The organism is Streptomyces sp. 3-6 (assembly GCF_056323165.1).
Genome location: NZ_JBWHZP010000033.1, coordinates 1 through 20,160, shown reverse-complemented (window position 1 = coordinate 20,160; position 20,160 = coordinate 1). Strand labels below are relative to the sequence as shown.

General features: G+C 72.7%; 19 protein-coding genes and 3 tRNA genes. 11 read left to right on the top strand and 11 right to left on the bottom strand.

Features of this window, described 5'->3' with window-relative positions; all coding sequences use genetic code 11:
- Positions 1 to 21: 21 nt before the first annotated feature.
- The 7 genes from AC02VZ_RS25460 to AC02VZ_RS25430 form a co-directional block, all read right to left on the bottom strand.
- Positions 22 to 636, bottom strand: a complete 615-nt coding sequence (locus AC02VZ_RS25460; RefSeq protein ID WP_432057412.1) for a response regulator — start codon at positions 634 to 636, stop codon at positions 22 to 24.
- Complete coding sequence (locus AC02VZ_RS25455; RefSeq protein WP_476476498.1) at positions 633 to 2,117, bottom strand: sensor histidine kinase; 1,485 nt, start codon at positions 2,115 to 2,117, stop codon at positions 633 to 635. The genes AC02VZ_RS25460 and AC02VZ_RS25455 overlap by 4 nt, the downstream gene beginning before the upstream one ends.
- Positions 2,118 to 2,155: 38 nt before the next feature.
- A complete protein-coding gene (locus AC02VZ_RS25450; protein WP_432057413.1) occupies positions 2,156 to 2,971 on the bottom strand; it encodes an ABC transporter permease in 816 nt (271 codons plus the stop codon).
- Positions 2,968 to 4,020 (bottom strand): ABC transporter ATP-binding protein, encoded by a 1,053-nt coding sequence (locus AC02VZ_RS25445; protein ID WP_476476494.1) that lies wholly within the window; start codon positions 4,018 to 4,020, stop codon positions 2,968 to 2,970. The genes AC02VZ_RS25450 and AC02VZ_RS25445 overlap by 4 nt, the downstream gene beginning before the upstream one ends.
- 308 nt (positions 4,021 to 4,328) lie before the next feature.
- A tRNA-Gly gene (locus AC02VZ_RS25440) sits at positions 4,329 to 4,401 on the bottom strand.
- Positions 4,402 to 4,479: 78 nt separating this feature from the next.
- Positions 4,480 to 4,551, bottom strand: a tRNA-Gly gene (locus AC02VZ_RS25435).
- 299 nt (positions 4,552 to 4,850) lie between these two features.
- A complete protein-coding gene (locus AC02VZ_RS25430; RefSeq protein WP_362093695.1) occupies positions 4,851 to 5,168 on the bottom strand; it encodes a histone-like nucleoid-structuring protein Lsr2 in 318 nt (105 codons plus the stop codon).
- A 364-nt stretch (positions 5,169 to 5,532) separates the two neighbouring features.
- On the opposite strand from AC02VZ_RS25430, the gene purS reads away from it, so the two are divergent.
- The 9 genes from purS to purM all read left to right on the top strand — a co-directional run bounded on the left by purS (position 5,533) and on the right by purM (position 14,948).
- On the top strand, positions 5,533 to 5,796 hold the full coding sequence (gene purS, locus AC02VZ_RS25425) for a phosphoribosylformylglycinamidine synthase subunit PurS (RefSeq protein ID WP_362093692.1): 264 nt from the start codon (positions 5,533 to 5,535) through the stop codon (positions 5,794 to 5,796).
- Positions 5,793 to 6,497, top strand: coding sequence for a phosphoribosylformylglycinamidine synthase subunit PurQ (gene purQ, locus AC02VZ_RS25420; RefSeq protein ID WP_432057415.1), 705 nt, complete (start codon positions 5,793 to 5,795; stop codon positions 6,495 to 6,497). The genes purS and purQ overlap by 4 nt, the downstream gene beginning before the upstream one ends.
- Complete coding sequence (gene purL, locus AC02VZ_RS25415) at positions 6,494 to 8,752, top strand: phosphoribosylformylglycinamidine synthase subunit PurL (RefSeq protein ID WP_476476493.1); 2,259 nt, start codon at positions 6,494 to 6,496, stop codon at positions 8,750 to 8,752. Before purQ ends, purL begins: the two co-directional genes overlap by 4 nt.
- Positions 8,753 to 8,934: 182 nt before the next feature.
- Entirely contained in the window at positions 8,935 to 9,441 is a 507-nt protein-coding gene (locus tag AC02VZ_RS25410; RefSeq protein ID WP_432057417.1) for an ArsR/SmtB family transcription factor, read from the top strand.
- A 46-nt stretch (positions 9,442 to 9,487) separates the two neighbouring features.
- Positions 9,488 to 10,324, top strand: coding sequence for a M23 family metallopeptidase (locus AC02VZ_RS25405; protein WP_476476492.1), 837 nt, complete (start codon positions 9,488 to 9,490; stop codon positions 10,322 to 10,324).
- Between the two features lie 260 nt (positions 10,325 to 10,584).
- Complete coding sequence (locus tag AC02VZ_RS25400) at positions 10,585 to 11,382, top strand: maleylpyruvate isomerase family mycothiol-dependent enzyme (RefSeq protein ID WP_476476491.1); 798 nt, start codon at positions 10,585 to 10,587, stop codon at positions 11,380 to 11,382.
- A gap of 78 nt (positions 11,383 to 11,460) precedes the next feature.
- Complete coding sequence (locus AC02VZ_RS25395) at positions 11,461 to 12,246, top strand: META domain-containing protein (RefSeq protein WP_476476490.1); 786 nt, start codon at positions 11,461 to 11,463, stop codon at positions 12,244 to 12,246.
- A 62-nt stretch (positions 12,247 to 12,308) separates the two neighbouring features.
- On the top strand, positions 12,309 to 13,835 hold the full coding sequence (gene purF / locus AC02VZ_RS25390; protein ID WP_432057421.1) for an amidophosphoribosyltransferase: 1,527 nt from the start codon (positions 12,309 to 12,311) through the stop codon (positions 13,833 to 13,835).
- A 33-nt stretch (positions 13,836 to 13,868) separates the two neighbouring features.
- The gene (gene purM, locus AC02VZ_RS25385; RefSeq protein WP_476476489.1) at positions 13,869 to 14,948 is read left to right on the top strand and encodes a phosphoribosylformylglycinamidine cyclo-ligase; all 1,080 of its coding nucleotides are present in this window, start codon (positions 13,869 to 13,871) and stop codon (positions 14,946 to 14,948) included.
- A gap of 108 nt (positions 14,949 to 15,056) precedes the next feature.
- Here the strand turns inward: purM and AC02VZ_RS25380 are convergent, their stop codons facing one another.
- A complete protein-coding gene (locus AC02VZ_RS25380) occupies positions 15,057 to 15,308 on the bottom strand; it encodes a DUF3073 domain-containing protein (RefSeq protein ID WP_362093672.1) in 252 nt (83 codons plus the stop codon).
- A gap of 321 nt (positions 15,309 to 15,629) precedes the next feature.
- Entirely contained in the window at positions 15,630 to 16,718 is a 1,089-nt protein-coding gene (locus AC02VZ_RS25375; RefSeq protein WP_476476488.1) for a Leu/Phe/Val dehydrogenase, read from the bottom strand.
- Positions 16,719 to 16,964: 246 nt separating this feature from the next.
- Between AC02VZ_RS25375 and AC02VZ_RS25370 the strand changes: the two genes are divergently transcribed.
- Together AC02VZ_RS25370 and bldC are read left to right on the top strand one after the other, a co-directional pair.
- Positions 16,965 to 17,807: a DUF8083 family protein gene (locus AC02VZ_RS25370; protein ID WP_476476487.1), complete on the top strand. Its 843-nt coding sequence runs from the start codon at positions 16,965 to 16,967 to the stop codon at positions 17,805 to 17,807.
- A gap of 551 nt (positions 17,808 to 18,358) precedes the next feature.
- Positions 18,359 to 18,565, top strand: a complete 207-nt coding sequence (bldC, locus tag AC02VZ_RS25365; RefSeq protein WP_003949541.1) for a developmental transcriptional regulator BldC — start codon at positions 18,359 to 18,361, stop codon at positions 18,563 to 18,565.
- Between the two features lie 531 nt (positions 18,566 to 19,096).
- Here bldC and AC02VZ_RS25360 read toward each other — a convergent pair.
- A complete protein-coding gene (locus AC02VZ_RS25360; RefSeq protein ID WP_432058042.1) occupies positions 19,097 to 19,339 on the bottom strand; it encodes a DUF6274 family protein in 243 nt (80 codons plus the stop codon).
- A gap of 724 nt (positions 19,340 to 20,063) precedes the next feature.
- A tRNA-Asp gene (locus tag AC02VZ_RS25355) sits at positions 20,064 to 20,138 on the bottom strand.
- Positions 20,139 to 20,160: the final 22 nt, after the last annotated feature.

The window sequence follows — 20,160 nt, the reverse complement described above, 5'->3', positions numbered from 1 at the left end:
TGCGCCGTGGCGCGAGAGCAACTATACCCAACCGCGCTCGCGGGCGAGGCGTACCGCCGCATGACGGTTCTCCGCCCCGAGCTTGCTCACGGCCGACGACAGGTAGTTGCGCACCGTCCCCTGGGAGAGCGCGGCCCGCTCCGCGATCTCCGCCACCGGTGCTCCGTCGGCCGCCAGCTCCAGGACCTCCGCCTCACGCACGGTCAGCGGGGAGTCGCCGGCGGCGATCGCGTCGGCGGCCAACTCGGGATCCACGTAACGGTTTCCGGCGTGCACGGTGCGGATGATCTCGGCCAGCCGCTGGGCGCTGACGGTCTTGGGGACGAATCCGCGCACCCCCGCCGCGAGCGCGCGCTTGAGGTGTCCCGGCCGGCCGTGTCCGGTCACGATCAGCACCCGGCAGCCCGGGACCTCCGTGCGCAGGGATGTGGCGACCTTCACACCGTCGGCGCCGGGCATCTGCAGATCGAGGACGGCGACGTCGGGCGTGTGCGCCCGGGCCATGGCCAGCGCCTCCGGGCCGGTGGCCGCCTCGGCGACCACCCGGAGGTCGTCCTCCAGGCCGAGCAGCGCGGCCAGGGCGCCGCGGATCAGGTGTTCGTCGTCGGCGAGCAGCACCCGTACGGTCGCGGTCACGAGGCGGCCTCCGCCGGGTGACCGCCGGCGGTCAGCGGCACCTCGGCGGTCAGCCGGAACCGGCCGCCGCCGATGCGGCCCGCCGTCAGGCGGCCGTCCACCGCGGCCAGCCGTTCGCGCAGCCCGGCCAGCCCCGACCCGCCGGACGGCGGAGCCCCGGCGGTCCCGGCAGTCCCGGCGGTCCCGGCGGTCCCGGCGGTCCCGGCAGTCCCGGCAGTCCCGGCGGTCCCGGCAGTCCCGGCGGTCCCGGCGGTTCCGGCAGCCCCGATGGCCCCGGCAGCCCCGGCGGGCCCGGTGGCCCCGGTGGCCCCGGCGGTCTCGGCGGTTCCACGGCCGGTCCCGTCCGCGGCGCGGGGACCGCCGGCGGCGGGGCCCCGGCCGTCCGGCGGCGCGTCGGCGCGGTCGGTCCCCTCCGGGCCGGCCCCGTCGTTCTCCACCGTCAGCACCACGCGTCCCTCCACCGTCCGTACCGTCACCGCGCACCACGTCGCGTCGCCGTGCCGCAGCACGTTCGTGGTCGCCTCCCGCACCACCCAGCCGAGCGCGGACTGCACCCGGGCGGGCAGTCCGGTCGTCCGGCCGGTCACCTGGCAGTCGATGCCCGCGGCGGCCAGGACCCCGCGGGCGCCGGCCAGTTCCGCCTCCAGGTCGGCCTCCCGGTAGCCGCGGACGACGTCGCGCACCTCCCGCTGGGACGCCTGCGCGATGCGCTGCACCTCGACCATCTGCTCCACCGCCTCCGGCCGCTCGCGCCGGGCCAGTTGCACCGCGAGTTCGCTCTTGAGGGCGATCACGGCCAGGTTGCGCCCCAGTACGTCGTGCAGGTCCCGGCCGAACCGCAACCGTTCCTCGGCCACCGCGAGCCGGGCGCGGGTCTCCCGGGCCTCGTCGAGCGCGAACACGGCGTTCAGCAGCCAGCCGGAGAACATGGAGGTGACGGCGAGGAGGGCGGCGCCGGCGAGGATCCAGGCGGCCATGAAGAAGGCGGCCCCCGCGGGCATGCCCACCAGCGCCGCCACGCAGCCCGCGCCGAGGGAGAACCCGACGACGAGCGCTGCCACCTCGCGCCGGCCGCGCAGACCGAGGGCCAGGAACCCGGCGCCGAAGATCAGCACGCTGCCGGCCACGGACGCGCCGACCCCCGCGAGGTCGGAGCCGCGGGGCTCGCGCGCGGTGACCGCGAGGGCCGCCACCGCCACCGCGGCGGACAGGGCGCCGAGCGCCCACAGCAGCCGTACCGGCCGGGGGCGGCGGCCGAGCATCCAGTCCACCGCGCGGGAGGCGGTCAGCATGCTCAGGGCGCCGTGCGCGCAGACCGCGGTCAGGAACAGGGGCACGGGCGGGGGGCCGACCAGGCTGACGGTGGCCAGTCCCACGGTGGCGATCTCGATGACCCCGAAGAAGTGGAACGACCACCGGGTGTACGTCTCGACCTTCGCCGGCGTGCTCTTGCGCCGCCACCAGCCGCCCGGCCTGCGCATGGTCCGCTCGCCCCGCTTCCGCCGCTCCGCGCCGTCGGTCAGCGCCGTGGCTCCCAGCGGAACCACCGCCGTACAGCAAACACCGACAGGGCGGTCCAGGCCACCGCCAGCCCCAGGGCGGACAGCGTGTCGGAGGCCGACAGGTCACCGCTCCAGCCGCCCCGGAGCAGCGTGACGACGGGGGTCAGCGGCAGCAGTTCGCAGAAGGCGGCGATGCGGTCGGGCAGCACCTCCAGGGGCACGGTCATCCCGGAGCCGAGCATCGACACGATGAGCATCGGCATCGGCGTGACCTGGGCGCTCTCGGTGGTCCGCGTGAAACTGGCGGTCACCGCGCCGAGGGCGACGCAGATCACCACGCCGAACAGCAGGCCGGCGACGATCAGGTGCGGCGCGGAGGGCGCGGACATGTCGAGCAGCAGCGCGCAGCCGGTCATCAGCAGCAGGCTCTGCACGAGTCCGGTGGCGGTGGCGGGCAGGGCGGACCCGGCGAGGATCTCGGTGTCCCGCAGTTCCCCGGTGCGCAGCCGCTTGAGGACGAGCTCCTCGCGCCGGGTGACGAAGATGCCGACGAGCGCGGAGTAGACCGCGAACAGCAGGGCGAAGCCGATCGCGGCGGGCAGCACGACGGTGCCCAGGGTCAGTCCGGCGCCCTCGAGGTCCATCTCGTCGGCGGCCTGGGCCACGCTGACGGGCAGCACCAGGGGCACGAACAGGGCAGCGAACAGCGTGCCCTTGCTCCGCCCGTACATGGTCAGCTCGGCGCGGGCGAGGGCGGCCATCCGGCTCGCGGGGGTGGTGGCGGACCGCCGGGCGGCGGTCGGCGGGGTGACGGTCGGCTGGGCGCCGCTCATGCCACGGTCTCCTTCGTCGTGTCCGGGCCGGAGGTCTGGGTACCGGACGTCCGCGCCCCGTCGGCCCGCGTACCGGAGGAGGTCTGCCCGTCGGCGGTGGACGATCCGGCGGACGCCTCCTTGGCGATGCCGAGGAACGCCTCCTCCAGGGACGCCGACCGCACGTCCAGGCGGCGCAGCTCGACGCCGGCCCGGTCGGCCCACACCAGGAGGGCGGTGGCCGCGCGCTGGAGTTCCCGAGTGCGCAGCCGGACCGTCCGGCCGTCGGTCTCGTGCTCGCTCACGCCGAGTTCCGCGAGCGGCGGCAGGTCGCCGACGAAGTAGCCGTCCGGCAGGTCGAAGGAGATCCGGGACGGCTGGGAGGCGGTCACCTCGGCCGGGGTGCCGGCGGCGGCGATGCGTCCCTGGTGCAGGATGGCGAGCCGGTCGGCGAGGCTCTCCGCCTCCTCCAGGTAGTGCGTGGTGAGCAGCACGGTGGTGCCCTGGTCGCGCAGGGCGCGCACCAACTCCCAGGTGTCCTGGCGCCCTTCGGCGTCCAGGCCGGTGGTGGGTTCGTCCAGGAAGAGCACCTCGGGGTCACCGAGCAGGGCGAGCGCGAGGTCCAGGCGGCGCCGTTCGCCGCCGGACAGCTGCTTGACGCGCACACCCGTCTTGCCCTGCAGGCCGACCGCGGCCAGTGCCTCGTCCACGGGGCGCGCGCCGCTGACGCAGCCCGCCCACATCCGCGCGGTCTCGGCGACGGTCAGTTCCGAGGGAAAGCCGCCCTCCTGCAGCATCACGCCGGTGCGGGGGCGGACGGCGGCCCGCTCGGTGTAGGGGTCGTGTCCGAGGATCCGGATGCGGCCGTCGGCGGGGGCGGCGAGCCCTTCCAGCAGTTCGACGGTGGAGGTCTTGCCGGCACCGTTGGTGCCCAGCAGGGCGAAGACCTCCCCGCGGCGCACGGAGAAGTCGATCCCGCGCACCGCCTCGAACCCGTCCCCGTACACCCGTCGCAACCCTGTGACCTCGATCACGTGGTCGTGCTCGTGCTCCATACCTGAACCTGACATGCCCCCATCCTCACTGCCCGGTCGGGCACATGACAGTGCGGGGTGTCACGGGTCGGAATGACAAATGTCAGACGGCACGCACGACGAGGGCGGGACGGGACGAGGCGGGACGGGACTCGACGGGAGTCCTGCCGGAACCGGGCGGCGGGCGGGAAGCCCGGGCGTCGGACGATGGCCGGTCCGTCGCTCGGCCGGCCGACGGACCGGGCACGGCGCACGCGAGGGCGCCACCGGACACGAGGAGGCCACACGAGAAGACCGCCACACGAGAAGACCCCGGTCCCTGGGGGACCGGGGTCTTCTTCCCGAGCGGACGACGAGGTTCGAACTCGCGACCTCAACCTTGGCAAGGTTGCGCTCTACCAACTGAGCTACGTCCGCATGGCTCCCGACCAGCTTTCACCGGTCGGTGCGAACACCAGCCTACCTGATCCACAAGGGCACTCGGTGGCGGTGCAGAGCGGGTGACAGGAATTGCACACTGCGCCTTCCCCCTGGAAGGGGGATGTTCTACTACTGAACTACACCCGCATGTACTCCGTGAGCCGGGCTTTTCGGCCCTGCCCTTCGGCGTGCTCCAGACTCTAGCTGATCACCAGGGGTGCTGCGCAAGTCGGTTGACGGACACCCCCGCTGACCGGCCGTCGGAGGGGGCGGGCGGGGCGGCACGTGACCCGACGGGGTGACGGCGGAGCCGCCTCCGGGAGCCGGTGCCGCGATGGTCCCCGCGGGACGCGCTGGACACGCGGGACGCACGCACGGGGTGCCCGGGACGCACGGGGGGCCGGGACGCACGGGGCGCCCGGGGCGCGTGGGGCGGGGCCGCCCGGTCAGCGGGCGGCGGCGAACGCCTCGTAGACCCGCTTGGGGATGCGGCCGCGGGCGGGGACCTCCATGCGGTGCGCCTGGGCCCAGGCCCGCACCGCCGCCGGGTCGGGGGCGACCTCGGTCTGCCGGTACGCCCTGCCGGAGCGGGACCGCTTGCGGCCGGCCTCGACGTAGGGGGCGAGTGCCCTGCGCAGTTCGCCGGCATGGGCTTCGTTCAGGTCGATCTCGTACGACGTGCCGTCCAGACCGAAGGCGATCGTCTCCGCCGCTTCCGAGCCGTCGATGTCGTCAAAGAGAGTGACCACGACCTTCTGCGCCACGAATATCGGTCCCTTCGTGCGACATCTCGGGTGACGCCTGTCGGTGGCATCACCGATGACGTGCCGGGACGTCACCTGGATGTCGGCTGTCGGCCCTGTAATAGGGCAAAGCGTCCGCTAATGACAATTCATTTGTACAGTGCCGGGCAATGAAATGGGAAGCCCGACTAAATCTGCCCGCGTGTCCGGTGCGCAATACCGTGGTATGCGAGAGCAGAGATCTTTCCCGGATCTTTTCCCGGGCGTCTCCCCGTGATGCCGAATCGTGATCGGGGTCACGTAGATTCCTCCAACTCTACTCGCGTAGAAATTTTGTGCGGGTAGTCTGAAGGAACCTGCTCAGCACCACACACCGGGAGTGCCAGTGGCACGCGTCGTAGTCGACGTCATGCTCAAGCCGGAGATCCTCGACCCCCAGGGCCAGGCGGTGCAGCGCGCACTGCCGCGTCTGGGATTCGACGGGATCTCGGACGTCCGTCAGGGAAAGCGATTCGAACTGGAAGTTGACGGGCCGGTCGACGAGGCCGCGCTCGCCCGCATCCGTGATCTTGCGGAATCCTTCCTCGCCAACACCGTCATCGAGGACTTCACGGTCCGTGTCGAGGAAGTCGCGGAGGCCGTGAAGTGACCGCTCGTATTGGCGTCGTCACTTTCCCGGGCAGTCTCGACGACCGGGACAGCGCGCGCGCGATCCGCCTCGCCGGCGCCGAACCGGTGGCGCTCTGGCACAAGGACAAGGACCTCAAGCAGGTCGACGCCGTGGTGCTGTGCGGCGGCTTCTCCTACGGCGACTACCTGCGGGCCGGGGCCATCGCCCGGTTCTCGCCGGTCATGGACAGCGTCATCGAGCAGGCGAAGGCGGGCCTGCCCGTCCTCGGCATCTGCAACGGCTTCCAGATCCTCACCGAGGCCCACCTGCTGCCCGGGGGCATGCTCGGCAACGACCACCTGCACTTCATCTGCCGCGACCAGAAGCTGCGGGTGGAGAACGCGGAGACCGCCTGGACCGCCGACTACACGGCCGGCCAGGAGATCCACATCCCGCTGAAGAACATGGACGGCCGCTACGTCGCCGACCGCCGGACGTTGGACGAGCTGGAGGCCGAGGGCCGCGTGGCCTTCCGCTACGTGGTCCACGGCGATGCCGCTGACGGATGCGGCAACCCCAACGGCTCGCTCAACGACATCGCCGGCATCACCAACGCCGCCGGCAACGTCGTCGGCCTGATGCCGCACCCCGAGCACGCCGTCGAGCCCGTGATCGGCACGGGCCGCACCGACGGCCTCCCCTTCTTCACCTCGATCCTCAAGAAGCTGGTCACCGCATGAGCAGGACGCCTCTGGACACGGTCGAACACGCGGCCGAGACCCCCGACGTCGAGCTGCCCTGGGCCGAACTCGGCCTGAAGAAGGACGAGTACGAGCGGATCGTGGAGATCCTCGGCCGCCGCCCGACCGGGGCCGAGCTGGCCATGTACTCGGTGATGTGGTCCGAGCACTGCTCGTACAAGTCCTCCAAGGTGCACCTGCGCCAGTTCGGCGAGAAGGCCCCCGAGTCCGACGCCATGCTCGTCGGCATCGGTGAGAACGCCGGCGTGGTCGACGTCGGCCAGGGCTACGCGGTCACCTTCAAGGTGGAGTCGCACAACCACCCGTCCTACGTCGAGCCCTACCAGGGCGCGGCCACCGGCGTCGGCGGCATCGTCCGCGACATCATCGCCATGGGCGCCCGCCCGGTCGCCGTCGTGGACCCGCTGCGCTTCGGCGCCGCCGACCACCCGGACACCAAGCGCGTGCTGCCCGGCGTGGTCGCCGGCATCGGCGGCTACGGCAACTGCCTGGGCCTGCCCAACATCGGCGGCGAGGTCGTCTTCGACGCCTGCTACCAGGGCAACCCGCTGGTCAACGCCGGCGCGATCGGCGTCATGCGGCACGAGGACATCCACCTCGCCAAGGCGTCCGGCGCGGGCAACAAGGTCATCCTCTACGGCGCCCGCACCGGCGGCGACGGCATCGGCGGCGCGTCGATCCTCGCCTCCGAGACCTTCGACGACGCCAAGCCGTCGAAGCGGCCCGCTGTCCAGGTCGGCGACCCCTTCCAGGAGAAGCTGCTCATCGAGTGCACCCTGGAGGCGTTCAAGGAGAAGCTGGTCGTCGGCATCCAGGACCTCGGCGCGGCCGGTCTGTCCTGCGCCACCTCCGAGCTGGCCTCCAACGGCTCCGGCGGCATGCGCGTCACCCTCGACGACGTGCCGCTGCGCGACTCGACGCTCTCCCCCGAGGAGATCCTGATGAGCGAGTCGCAGGAGCGCATGTGCGCGGTCGTGGAGCCCGAGAAGGTCGACCGGTTCCTGGAGATCTGCGAGAAGTGGGACGTCATCGCCACCGTCATCGGTGAGGTGACCGACGGCGACCGCCTGGAGATCTACTGGCACGGCGGCAAGATCGTCGACGTCGACCCGCGCACCGTCGCCCACGACGGCCCGGTCTACGAGCGCCCCTACGCCCGCCCCGAGTGGCAGGACGCGCTGCAGGCCGACGACGCGAACAAGCTGCCCCGCCCGGAGTCCGGCGAGGAGCTGAGGGACCAGGTCCTGAAGCTGGTCGGCTCGCCGAACCAGGCGTCCAAGCAGTGGATCACCCAGCAGTACGACCACTTCGTGCAGGGCAACACGGTGCTGGCGATGCCGGAGGACTCCGGCATGATCCGCGTCGACGAGCAGACCGGGCTCGGGGTCGCCATCGCCACCGACGGCAACGGCCGGTACGCCAAGCTGGACCCCTACACGGGCGCCCAGCTGGCCCTCGCCGAGGCCTACCGGAACGTGGCGACCACCGGCGCCAAGCCGCTCGCCGTCTCCGACTGCCTGAACTTCGGCTCTCCGGAGGACCCGGCGGTCATGTGGCAGTTCGCCGAGGCCGTGCGCGGTCTCGCGGACGGCTGTCAGCAGCTCGGCACCCCGGTGACCGGCGGCAACGTCTCGCTCTACAACCAGACCGGCGAGGCCGCCATCCACCCCACCCCGGTGGTCGCGGTCCTCGGCGTCATCGACGACGTGGCCCGGCGCACCCCGGCCGCCTTCCGCGAGGAGGGCCAGCTGATCCACCTCCTCGGCGACACCCGCGAGGAGTTCGGCGGCTCGGCCTGGTCGCAGGTCGTGCACGACCACCTCGGCGGTCTGCCCCCGGCGGTCGACCTGGAGCGGGAGCGCCTGCTCGCCGAGATCCTGATCTCCGCCTCCCGCGACGGCATGATCGACGCCGCGCACGACCTGTCCGACGGCGGTCTGATCCAGGCGGTCGTGGAGTCGGCGCTGCTCGGCGGGAAGGGCGCGCGTCTGATCGTCCCGGACGGCCTCGACGCCTTCACCTTCCTGTTCTCCGAGTCGGCCGGCCGCGCGATCGTCGCCGTCCCGCGCTCGGAGGAGCTGCGCTTCACCGACATGTGCGGCGCCCGCGGGCTGCCCACCACCCGCATCGGTGTCGTCGACGGCGACACAGTGGAGGTCCAGGGCCAGTTCTCGCTGACCCTGGCCGAGCTCCGCGAGACCCACGAGGCGACGATCCCCGCGCTGCTCGCGTAGGGGCCGCCACCTCACGAAGCCCCCGTCCGGTCCGCCGGGCGGGGGCTTCGCGCGTCCCTGCGCGGCGGAGGGGCCGGCCGGGCGGGGCTCCACGCGTCCTCGTGAGGCACACGACGGGCCGGAAGGGTCCGCGGGTCGCCCGGGCTCTTGCACGAGATTACGTAGTTCCGTAATCTCTGAGTGTGGAACTCGAAGAGCGCGTCGCCGACCTCGAACGACGGCTGGCGGCGCTGGAGAACGCGCGGGAGCCGCACCCCGCGCCTCGCCTCGGCGACGACGACTTCTGGGCCCTGCGGGGCTTCAAGGAGCAGCTCGCCGGGCTGGGCGCGGCGGACGGCGGGGTGCTGTTCACCGGGGCGGTCCGGCTGCCCACCGGGGAGCAGTACGAGTGGCAGCACGGCGCCCTCACCGCGGGGCTCCTGGACGCCGACTGGCAGGAGGCCGCCGAGGCGTTCGCCGCACTCGGACACCCGGTCCGGCTGCGGCTGCTGCGGGAGATCACCGGCGGTCGCCGCACCGCGGCCGAGCTGGCCGAACTGGACGGCGTCGGCACCACCGGCCAGATCTACCACCACCTGCGCCAGCTCACGGCCGCCGGCTGGCTGCACACCACCGGCCGGGGACGCCACGAGGTCCCGCCGGGCCGGGTCGTCCCGCTGCTGGTGGCGCTGTCGGCGGCCCGTCCCTGACACCGCGCCCGCCCGACCACCGCACCGACGAGGACACGGGGGAACCATGTCCGCACGCAAGATCGCCATGACGGCCTTCCGGGGCCTGCAGCTGAGCTGCGTCGCCCTGGTGACCGCCCACGTCTGTCTCGGCTGGGACCACCCCGTGTGGTGGAACCTCCTCCCGCTGGTCCTGGCCTACGTCCTGATCACCGTGGTCAACCGCTGGGGCGGTGCACCCGACGCCCCCGGCACCGCCCGGCCGCCCGTCGAGGTGGCCCCGCCGGTGACCGGCCGCTGGTCCGCGCTGAACAGTCCGGCCGACCGCACGCCGAGCCACGGGATCCACGCCTACGGCCAGACCTACGCCATCGACCTCGTCGCCGAACCGGAGCCGGGCGCCCGCCCCGGCTTCTCGGCGCTGTGGCCGCTCACCCGCCGCCCCGAGGAGTACCCGGCGTACGGCGCCCCGCTGCTCGCGGTGGCCGACGCCACGGTCGTGCGGGCCGACGACGGTCAGCGCGACCACCGCAGCCGCACCTCCCTGCCCGCGCTGCTGTACCTGATGCTGGCCGAGGGCTCGGTGCGCGAGATGACGGGCGTCCGCAGGATCCTGGGCAACCACCTCGTGCTGGACCTCGGGGACGGCACCTACGCCGCCTACGCCCATCTGCGGCGCGGCTCCCTCACGGTCCGCGAGGGCGACACCGTGCGGGCCGGCCAGGTCGTCGCCCGCTGCGGCAACTCCGGCAACTCCTCCGAGCCCCACCTGCACTTCCAGCTCATGGACGGCCCCGACCCGGACACCGCGCGCGGTATCCCGTTCCGCTGGCACGGCCTCGGCGTCCCGCGCAACGGCGAGGTGTTCGAGGCCCCGGCGCCCGCGCCGGCCGAGACCGCCTGACACCGGCTCCGGGCGGCCGTCGGGGCAGGGCGGGGCCACCGGACCGGACCGCCGGGGCACGGCGGACCACCGCCACCGGGCCGGACCACCGGGGCGGGCGCGGCGCTGCCGGACCGGCCGTCGGGACGCAGCGCTCGGGACGCAGGGGGCCGACGGGCGGGCCCCGGGTCCCGGCCTTCGGGGAGGCGCCCCCGAGGTCCCGGCCTGAGGGAAGGCACCGCCGGGCCCCGCGGCCTCCCGCCCCGCATAGGCTTCTCGCCATGCCACCGGCCAAGAAGCGCGCCCGTTCCTACGACCCCGTCAGGACCCGCACCGCGGTGCTGGCCCAGTTCGCCGCCGTGCGCTCCGCGGTCCGCGGCCTGACCCCGGAGCAGCTCGCCGGGCCCACCCGGCTCGGCGACTGGACCGTACGGGAGCTGATCGCGCACCTCGGTGCGGCGCTGACCGCCGTGGACCGGCTGCTGGCCGAGCCGGAGCCCGCGCGGCAGGACGGGCACCTGCTCGACTGGCCCTCCGCGATCGTCGTCGACGCCGACACCATCGCCGCGACGGCGCGCGCGGTGGCCGCCGGGCACCCGGACCTGGACGCCCACCTCGCCGACGTCGAGGAACGCTTCACCGCCCGCCTGGACGCGCACCCCGGGACCCGGCTCCTGCCCACCTCCGCCGGGGCGCTGCCGCTGGCGGACTACCTGGTCACCCGCACCGTGGAACTCGTCGTCCACACCGACGACCTGAACGCCGCCGTGCCGGGCCTGGACATCCCGTACGACCGGCGGGCCGTGGCCACCGCGACCCGTCTGCTGGCCGACGCCCTCGCCGCGAAGGCCCCCGGCGGGTCGACCGAGGTGCGGATCCCGCCGCACGCGGTGGTGCAGTGCGTGCCGGGCCCCCGGCACACCCGGGGGACGCCGCCGAACGTCGTGGAGACCGACCCGATGACCTGGCTCCGGCTGGCCACCGGGCGGACCGGCTGGGCGGAGGCCGTCGCGGCCGGGGCCGTCCGGGCGAGCGGGGAGCGCGCGGACCTGGCGCCGTACCTGCCGTTGACCGGGTGAGCCGGGCGCCGTGCCCGCCGTCGGCCGGGTGAGCCGGGGCAGGGGGAACCGGCCGTTCCCCGGCCCCGTCGAACGGACATGGACGCACCGAGGCACCGGCACCGCGCGCTCACCACGGCCGCCGTCGCCGTGCTCCTCCCGTTCGCCGCGGCCTGCGGCGGCGAGCAGGCGGGCCCGGGTGGCAGCGACCGCGCGCGGCCCGGGCCGCCGCTGACCGGCGTGCGCTGGAGCGTGCACAGCGTGACGGAGGACGGCCGCACCCTGCGCGCGCCCGCCGACGCCCACCTGACCGTCGAGCCCGGCGGCGGGGTCGGGGGCAGCCACGGGTGCGACCGGTTCCACGGCGACGCCGACGTGGACGGGGACCGGATCCGGTTGCGCACCGAGAGCACCGCCGGGGCGTGCCCCGAGCCGCTGAGGGAGTTCGAGCGCCGGCTCCGCGCCGTCCTGGGGGAGGGCCCCCTCGACGCCCGCGTCCGCGGTGACCGGCTGACCCTCACCGCGGCGGACGGCGCCTCCGTGCGGCTCGGCCGGGCCGAGCACGCACCGCTGCACGGCACGAAGTGGAGCCTCGCGCTCCCCGGCGCCGACGGCCGGGCCCACCTCACCTTCGACCGGGCGGAGGGCACCGTCTCCGGCAGCACGGGGTGCAACAGGGTGCGCGCCGACGCCACGGTGCGCGACGGCCATATCACCCTCGGCGCCCCCTCCACGACCCGAATGATGTGCGAAGGCTCACTCATGGACGTCGAGGAGCGGGTGCTGAGGCTCTTCGACGGCCGCGCCACCTACCGGATCGCGTACCGGAACCTCACGCTGACCAGCGACGACGGCGTCGAGGTGCGGGCCTTCGCCGCCAGGTGATCCACCGCACGTCCCGGATCCCCAATTCGGACCAGTGGTCGACCTCGCCTACACTCGGTTCCGTGCCACGTGGTGACGGACGACTCAACCACGACCTGCTCCCCGGAGAGAAGGGCCCCCAGGACGCCTGCGGCGTCTTCGGTGTCTGGGCTCCGGGCGAAGAGGTCGCCAAGCTCACGTACTTCGGGCTCTACGCCCTCCAGCATCGGGGCCAGGAATCCGCGGGAATCGCGGTCAGCAACGGCTCCCAGATCCTCGTCTTCAAGGACATGGGCCTGGTCTCCCAGGTCTTCGACGAGACCTCCCTCGGTTCCCTCCAGGGTCACATCGCGGTCGGACACGCCCGCTACTCCACCACCGGTGCCTCGGTGTGGGAGAACGCCCAGCCGACCTTCCGCGCCACCGCGCACGGATCGATCGCGCTCGGCCACAACGGCAACCTGGTCAACACGGCGGAGCTCGCCGAGCTGGTCGCGGAACTGCCGAAGGAGAACGGCCGCGCCCCCAAGGTGGCGGCCACCAACGACACCGACCTGATCACCGCCCTGCTGGCGGGCCAGCGTGCCGCCGACGGCGAGCCGGTGACCGTGGAGCAGGCCGCGCACGTGGTCCTCCCCCAGGTCAAGGGCGCCTTCAGCCTCGTCTTCATGGACGAGGGCACCCTGTACGCGGCCCGCGACCCGCAGGGCATCCGCCCGCTCGTCCTCGGCCGGCTGGAGCGCGGCTGGGTGGTGGCCTCCGAGTCCGCCGCCCTGGACATCTGCGGCGCCAGCTACGTCCGGGAGATCGAGCCGGGCGAGTTCGTCGCCATCGACGAGAACGGCCTCCGCAGTTCGCGATTCGCTGACGCGAAGCCCAAGGGCTGTGTCTTCGAGTACGTGTACCTGGCCCGCCCGGACACCGACATCGCCGGCCGGAACGTCTACCTCTCGCGCGTCGAGATGGGCCGTCGCCTGGCCGGCGAGGCACCCGCCGAGGCCGACCTGGTGATACCGACCCCGGAGTCCGGCACCCCGGCCGCCATCGGCTACGCCGAGGCGTCGGGCATCCCGTTCGGCGCCGGACTGGTGAAGAACGCCTACGTCGGACGGACGTTCATCCAGCCGTCGCAGACGATCCGGCAGCTCGGCATTCGCTTGAAGCTGAATCCGCTCAAGGAAGTGATCAAGGGCAAGCGGCTGGTCGTGGTCGACGACTCGATCGTCCGCGGGAACACCCAGCGCGCCCTGGTCCGCATGCTCCGCGAGGCGGGCGCGGCCGAGGTCCACATCCGGATCTCCTCGCCGCCCGTGAAGTGGCCGTGCTTCTTCGGCATCGACTTCGCCACCCGCGCCGAGCTCATCGCCAACGGCATGACGATCGACGAGATCGGCACCTCCCTGGGCGCCGACTCCCTGGCGTACATCTCCATCGACGGCATGATCGAGGCGACCACCATCGCCAAGCCGAACCTGTGCCGTGCCTGCTTCGACGGCGAGTACCCGATGGACCTGCCCGACCCGGAGCTCCTCGGCAAGCAGTTGCTGGAGACGGAGCTGGCCGCCGGTACGGCCGCCCCGGCCGCGGTCGACGCGATCCGCCGCCCGTAAGCCCTGCCGTACGACACGAAAGCTCTCACCTCCATGTCCGAGACATCCCTTGCCGGGGGCGGCGCCAGTTACGCGGCCGCAGGCGTCGACATCGAAGCCGGCGACCGCGCGGTCGACCTGATGAAGGAGTGGGTGAAGAAGGCCCGGCGCCCCGAGGTCCTCGGGGGCCTCGGCGGTTTCGCCGGCCTCTTCGACGCCTCCGCCCTCAAGCGGTTCGACCGCCCCCTGCTGGCCTCCGCCACCGACGGCGTGGGCACCAAGGTCGACATCGCCCGCCGGATGGGCGTCTACGACACCATCGGCCACGACCTGGTCGCCATGGTGATGGACGACATCGTGGTGTGCGGCGCCGAGCCGCTGTTCATGACCGACTACATCTGCGTCGGCAAGGTGCACCCCGAGCGGGTCGCCGCGATCGTCAAGGGCATCGCCGAGGGCTGTGTGCTGGCCGGCTGCGCCCTGGTCGGCGGCGAGACCGCCGAGCACCCCGGCCTGCTGGGCGAGGACGACTTCGACGTCGCCGGGGCCGGCACGGGCGTGGTCGAGGCCGACCGGATGCTCGGCGCCGACCGCATCCGTTCGGGTGACGCGGTGATCGCGATGGCCGCCTCCGGACTCCACTCCAACGGGTACTCCCTGGTCCGGCACGTGCTGCTGAACCAGGCGGGCCTGGCCCTGGAGAGCCGGATCGAGGAGTTCGGCCGGACCCTGGGCGAGGAGCTGCTGGAGCCGACCAAGATCTACTCGCTGGACTGCCTGGCGCTGCTGCGTACCACCGAGGTGCACGCCTTCAGCCACGTCACCGGGGGCGGGCTGGCGGCCAACCTGGCCCGGGTCGTGCCGGACGGGCTGCACGCGGTGGTCGACCGTTCGACCTGGACGCCCGGCCCGGTGTTCGACCTGGTCGGCAGGACCGGATCGGTCGAGCGCCTGGAGCTGGAGAAGACGCTGAACATGGGTGTCGGCATGATCGCGATCGTGCCGCAGGAGTCCACCGGGGTGGCCCTGGCCACGCTGGGTGACCGGGGTGTGGACGCCTGGGTCGCCGGCGAGATCACCGAACGAGGCGACCGCCCGACGGGCGCCGCCCTGGTGAGTGACTACGCGACGTGAGCACCCGGGCGTGCTGCCCGCACGGACGGTGCGGGCAGCACGAACCCGGGTAGCACAGAAGCCGGCCGGTGACTTCCGTCACCGACCGGTCTGCTGCTCAGTGCAAGGTCAAGCGCCGCGACGCTGCTGCGAGGACTGGCCGTCCTCGTCCTGCGCGTCGTCCTCATAGAGGTCGGCGTACCGTGCGTACAGGTCGTCGTCATGCTCATCGGCCTCGAAGTGATCACCGTTGGTCGGTGACGTGTTCGATGTCGATGCGCCCAGCTCCTCGGCCAGGCGTGTGAGGTCAGTCCCACCGCTGTTGTACTTCAGCTGGCGGGCGACCTTCGTCTGCTTGGCCTTGGCCCGGCCGCGCCCCATGGCTCGACCCCCTCAACGACGGGGCTCGACGGCCCCAGAGTCTTGACACGCGTTCATGGTCCGGAACGGACTCTCCTCGGAGAGACCGGTCCGTAGTGGCTTCCACGGTACCTGAGCCCGCGCCCATCCGGTACGTCGCCCGCATGACGTGCCCGTGCCCAGGACCTCCGAGGGTCCTCGTCCTCGCTGGTCAAACGCGATTTTAGCCACTTATCGGCGCTCGACCCGCCGGGAGAAGTGAGAGTTCTCTCTAACTCCGTCCCGGCGGGTACCGCCCGGACGTGCGGGGCGGTCGTGGACGGCCGCCCCGCACGCCTCGCCTCACCGTGCCGCGCGCGCCTCCGCCATCCGCTGCTCGGCGATCCGGTCGGCCGCCGCGGCCGGCGGAATCCCGTCCGACTTCGCACGTGCGAATATGGCGAGCGTGGTGTCGAAGATCTTCGACGCCTTCTCCTTGCACCGGTCGAAGTCGAAGCCGTGGAGCTCGTCGGCGACCTGGATGACACCGCCCGCGTTCACCACGTAGTCCGGCGCGTAGAGGATCCCGCGGTCGGCGAGGTCCTTCTCCACGCCCGGGTGGGCGAGCTGGTTGTTGGCGGCGCCGCAGACCACCTTGGCGGTCAGCACGGCCACCGTGTCGTCGTCCAGCGCCCCGCCCAGCGCGCACGGGGCGTAGATGTCCAGGCCCTCGGTCCGGATCAGCTCCGCCGTGTCGGCCACGGCGGTGACGCCCTGCGGGTGCCGGTCCAGGACCCGGCGCACCGCGTCCTCGCGCACGTCGGTGATCACGACCTCGGCGCCCTCCGCGCGCAGGTGCTCCACCAGGTGGTGGCCGACCTTGCCGACGCCGGCGACCCCGACCCTGCGGTCCCGCAGCGACGGGTCGCCCCACAGGTGCTGGGCCGAGGCCCGCATGCCCTGGTAGACGCCGAAGGAGGTGAGCACGGAGGAGTCGCCCGCGCCGCCGTTCTCGGGGGAGCGGCCGGTCGTCCAGCGGCACTCCCGCGCGACGACGTCCATGTCCGAGACGTAGGTGCCGACGTCGCACGCGGTGACGTACCGGCCGCCCAGCGAGGCCACGAACCGGCCGTAGGCCAGCAGCAGTTCCTCGCTCTTGACCTGCTCCGGGTCGCCGATGATCACGGCCTTGCCACCGCCGTGTTCGAGCCCGGCCATGGCGTTCTTGTACGACATGCCGCGCGCGAGGTTCAGCGCGTCGGCGACGGCCTCCTCCTCGGTGGCGTACGGGTAGAAGCGCGTACCGCCCAGGGCGGGGCCCAGGGCGGTGGAGTGGATGGCGATGACGGCCTTGAGGCCGCTGGCACGGTCCTGACAGAGCACGACTTGCTCATGACCCCCCTGGTCCGTGTGGAACAGGGTGTGCAGGACGCCGTCAGATACGTCGGTCACGGTGGTGACTCCTGAGTAAGAAGCGGCGGGTGGGACGGGACTCCCCGATGCCCCCCATGCTTGTGGCAGCGGGGACGCGGCGGGGGTCGTGACCATGAGGTTAGAGCCTGCCGGGCGGTTCGGCGGCACCGTGGCGGGGATCACCTTCGACCGGAGTACCGCCGTGCGACGATTTGCCGGGTTTCCCGGCTGCGGAGGTGTCGTGTCCGAAGGTTTTCGACGCAGTGCGCGGGGGAGGGACCAGGCGTGCCCAAGGTGACCTCGGTGATCGTCCCCTACGCGACCTACCTGCGCGTCTACGAACCGCTGGCCGCCTTCCCGGAGCCGGAGCGCGGCCACTGGGCCCGCTACGCGCGCCGCCCCGAGCGCCCCTCCTGCCAGGACGAGCTGCGCCGGGCGCTCACCGACCTCGTTCCGACGCCCCCGGTGCCGGTTCCCGTTCACGAGAGCGACGACGCGTTCGTGCTCGAGGAGGACGGCGAGATCCGGGTCTGCCCGTGGCGCACCCGGCTGCGCGGCTGGCAGGCCCTGGGCGAGCTCGCCGAGGACTTCCCGCTGCCGGTCCTGGACGCCCTGCTGCCCCCGGTGGTCCGCCACCAGGCGGTGCGCGACTACGAGCGGTGGCTCACCGAGCACCCGGACGCCCGGCCCTGGATCCGCACGGCGACCTGGCAGGTGCCGATCAACTGGTTCGTGCTGGTCTCCGACGAGGAGCGCGAGTACGCCAAGGGCACGGCCGACGAGGCACCGGTGCTGCGCTACCGGACGCCGATGGTGGAGGCCCGGCGCCGGGTCGCCCGGGGGCTGCGGGCGCTGAGGGACGCGGTGGACGAGGGGCCGCTGATCGACGGGCTGGTCGACATCGGGCGCTGGCTGGAGGAGTTCCATCCCCGGTCCCTGGTCGAGCTGGACTACGGCGGACTGGTGCACGCCCTGCCGGCGGGGACGCTGGAGGCGGACCACTCGGCGGCGGACGTGGCCGAGGGCATCGCGGCGCTCCGCCGCGGTGACGGGGAGCGGGCCGGCGCCGCCTACGCGCGGCTGGTGGAGCGGTGGCGGTCGGTGCGCGATCTGCGGTCCGCGAACTGACGTTTGACCTGACGCCCGTCTTGGTGTTCTGTCATCGCCCTGAGGTGACGCGTCGTCGGGGTCCGGCGGACGCCGACGCGGATCCGACAACGGACGTAGGGACCGATCCGGGCGTACATCCCAAGCGTGTCAAGCGTGATGGACCGCACGTACGGGACCCTTGCGCCGGTTGCCCACCCTCATGCCAAAATAGGACAAGGAGTCCGGGGAGGACTCCTCCGTCCTGCTGTGCTCCATCATGGGCGGATTCTCAGCATTGCACGCTTTGGGGGGTCTGGTGACTCCTGATCGTCCTGTGACTGATCGTCACAGCGGCGTGACTGTCCGCTATGGCATGGTCCATCGGCTTCCGCGGCTGATGAACACCTGGGAGGGCAATTCCATCGGTTTGGCCGACGCGGCTGGACAGATGGTGTAGTTGTAGTGCCGAGGACAAGCCGTTCGTCCTATAACCGACTCGACTCGCGTCCGCCATTTCGGGCAACGCGGGTCAAGGTGCAGAATTTAAAGGAAAGAACCGAGAAGGTTCGGTTCTCCCGAGGAGGCCGCTCATGACCGCTCGCACCCCTGATGCCGAGCCGCTGCTGACCCCGGCTGAGGTCGCCACCATGTTCCGCGTCGACCCCAAGACGGTCACGCGCTGGGCGAAGGCCGGCAAGCTCACGTCGATCCGCACGCTCGGCGGGCACCGCCGCTACCGCGAAGCCGAGGTCCGCGCCCTGCTCGCGGGCATTCCGCAGCAGCGCAGCGAGGCCTGAACAACTGATTGACCTGGGCGATCCGGCTGGTCCCCAAACCCGCCGAAGCGCCCGGAATTACAGCTCCAAGCGACGCGGGGACTGCCCCAACAGTCCTCTCGCCCCAGCCCTCCGGGGCTTCCCAGGCAACTGAACACGGGTGCGTCGTCGATCGCGCTGGACTCCCGCCGGGTCCAGCGCGATCTTTTTTGTGCGCTCCCGCGCGGGTGTGTGCGGTGCGGTCGCGGAGCCCAACCGGCCCCCGCGGGGCGGTTCGTGGGCCCGGGAGGCCGAGGTGTCCGCGAGGCTCGGGCGGCAGTGGTGCGCGCCCGCCACGGGCCCTTCCGGGTGGCGGTACGGGCCTGCGGGGCGCCGGGACGCCCGGCCCACCGGTGACGGAGCGGAGTCGTGACGCCCGTACTCCCGATAGTGCAATGGCACATATTAAATCGACCCGTTGTAGGGCGAGGGTAAGTGCCACACTTCCCAAAACTCATACGGTGACACCCGTCACATACCGACTGGCTTGTCGGGCCGTCGGCATATGCGCTGTCAGGGCCGGGTCTTGGGCTCGGCGGGCGCCAACTCGGCCTCGGCGGAGGCGGAACGACCCGCCTCCGATTCCGTCGCCGCCGCGGGCGCCGGGGGGCCGGCGGAGCGGGGTGCGGAGTCCATCGCCAGCCGCAGCAGGCGATGACAGATCGGGCAGTGGCGGGTGACGTGCCGGTACCCCGACGCGGCCGACAGGTGCGCGCGGAGCAGCGCCCGCGTCTCGTGCCTCGCCGAAGCCGCCATGCGCCACCTCCAGAGGGCCGCACGGAAAGCGGTCCCTGCCTTCTGGACTACCGAGCGAAAGAAGTCCCGTCAAGACGCCCAGAGGCCCGTACACGGGCGCCACGGGGCCCGGGTGGCGGTCGGGCGGCGGCCGGCGCGTCCGGACGGTCCTGGGGGCGTCCAGGGCGGCGTCACTGAGGGTGTGGCGGGGAGGTCGAGGGGGCGGGCGGGGGGCGGTCGAGCTGTGCTCGGCGGTGCTTCTGACGGAGCGTGGGGTGGGAAGGGGGGAGGGGGCGGGGAGGTGCCGCAGCGCCCCGGGTGCGGTGCGCTGCGCGCGGAGACGGCCGGGGCCGGCGGTCTCGGGGTGCGGAGGGTCCGGTGGGCGGAGTTCCGGGGTGGAAGCGTCGCGGCGTCAGGAGTGCCTGGCGTGCGGAACCGCCGGGCGCCGGCGCCCGGCGCGGGGAGGGATGTGGGGTGCGGGGACGGTTGCCCCGACGACGCCACCCGGTCGTCGGCCGGGGGCCCGCACGTGCCGGATGCCGGGGCGACCGTGGTGTCGCCCGCCCTACCGGTGCCGGACGCGGCCGAACCCGGCCGCGGCGCGACGGGCGCGGGAGGCGGGCGGACAGTGCTGCGCTCCAGCCCGGGGAACAGCCCGGCCGTGGAACCGAGCGGCCGTCGAAGAGTCCGTGGCGGACATGCGGAAGGCCCGCGTCCCTCACGGGCGCGGCCCTTCTCGGTGATGCGGTCCTGACGGGATTTGAACCCGCGGCCTCCACCTTGACAGGGTGGCGAGCACTCCAAACTGCTCCACAGGACCAGGTTCGCGGCGCGTTCACTGC

What these genes read in the sequence shown, in the direction of transcription:
- AC02VZ_RS25380 (WP_362093672.1), bottom strand. Translation starts at nt 15,308, where the DNA reads ATGGGGCGCGGCCGGGCCAAGGCCAAGCAGACGAAGGTCGCCCGCCAG.
- AC02VZ_RS25405 (WP_476476492.1), top strand. Translation starts at nt 9,488, where the DNA reads ATGTCCGCACGCAAGATCGCCATGACGGCCTTCCGGGGCCTGCAGCTG.
- AC02VZ_RS25395 (WP_476476490.1), top strand. Translation starts at nt 11,461, where the DNA reads ATGGACGCACCGAGGCACCGGCACCGCGCGCTCACCACGGCCGCCGTC.
- AC02VZ_RS25445 (WP_476476494.1), bottom strand. Translation starts at nt 4,020, where the DNA reads ATGTCAGGTTCAGGTATGGAGCACGAGCACGACCACGTGATCGAGGTC.
- AC02VZ_RS25400 (WP_476476491.1), top strand. Translation starts at nt 10,585, where the DNA reads ATGCCACCGGCCAAGAAGCGCGCCCGTTCCTACGACCCCGTCAGGACC.
- purL (WP_476476493.1), top strand. Translation starts at nt 6,494, where the DNA reads ATGAGCAGGACGCCTCTGGACACGGTCGAACACGCGGCCGAGACCCCC.
- purM (WP_476476489.1), top strand. Translation starts at nt 13,869, where the DNA reads ATGTCCGAGACATCCCTTGCCGGGGGCGGCGCCAGTTACGCGGCCGCA.
- bldC (WP_003949541.1), top strand. Translation starts at nt 18,359, where the DNA reads ATGACCGCTCGCACCCCTGATGCCGAGCCGCTGCTGACCCCGGCTGAG.
- AC02VZ_RS25450 (WP_432057413.1), bottom strand. Translation starts at nt 2,971, where the DNA reads ATGAGCGGCGCCCAGCCGACCGTCACCCCGCCGACCGCCGCCCGGCGG.
- AC02VZ_RS25360 (WP_432058042.1), bottom strand. Translation starts at nt 19,339, where the DNA reads ATGGCGGCTTCGGCGAGGCACGAGACGCGGGCGCTGCTCCGCGCGCAC.
- AC02VZ_RS25455 (WP_476476498.1), bottom strand. Translation starts at nt 2,117, where the DNA reads ATGCGCAGGCCGGGCGGCTGGTGGCGGCGCAAGAGCACGCCGGCGAAG.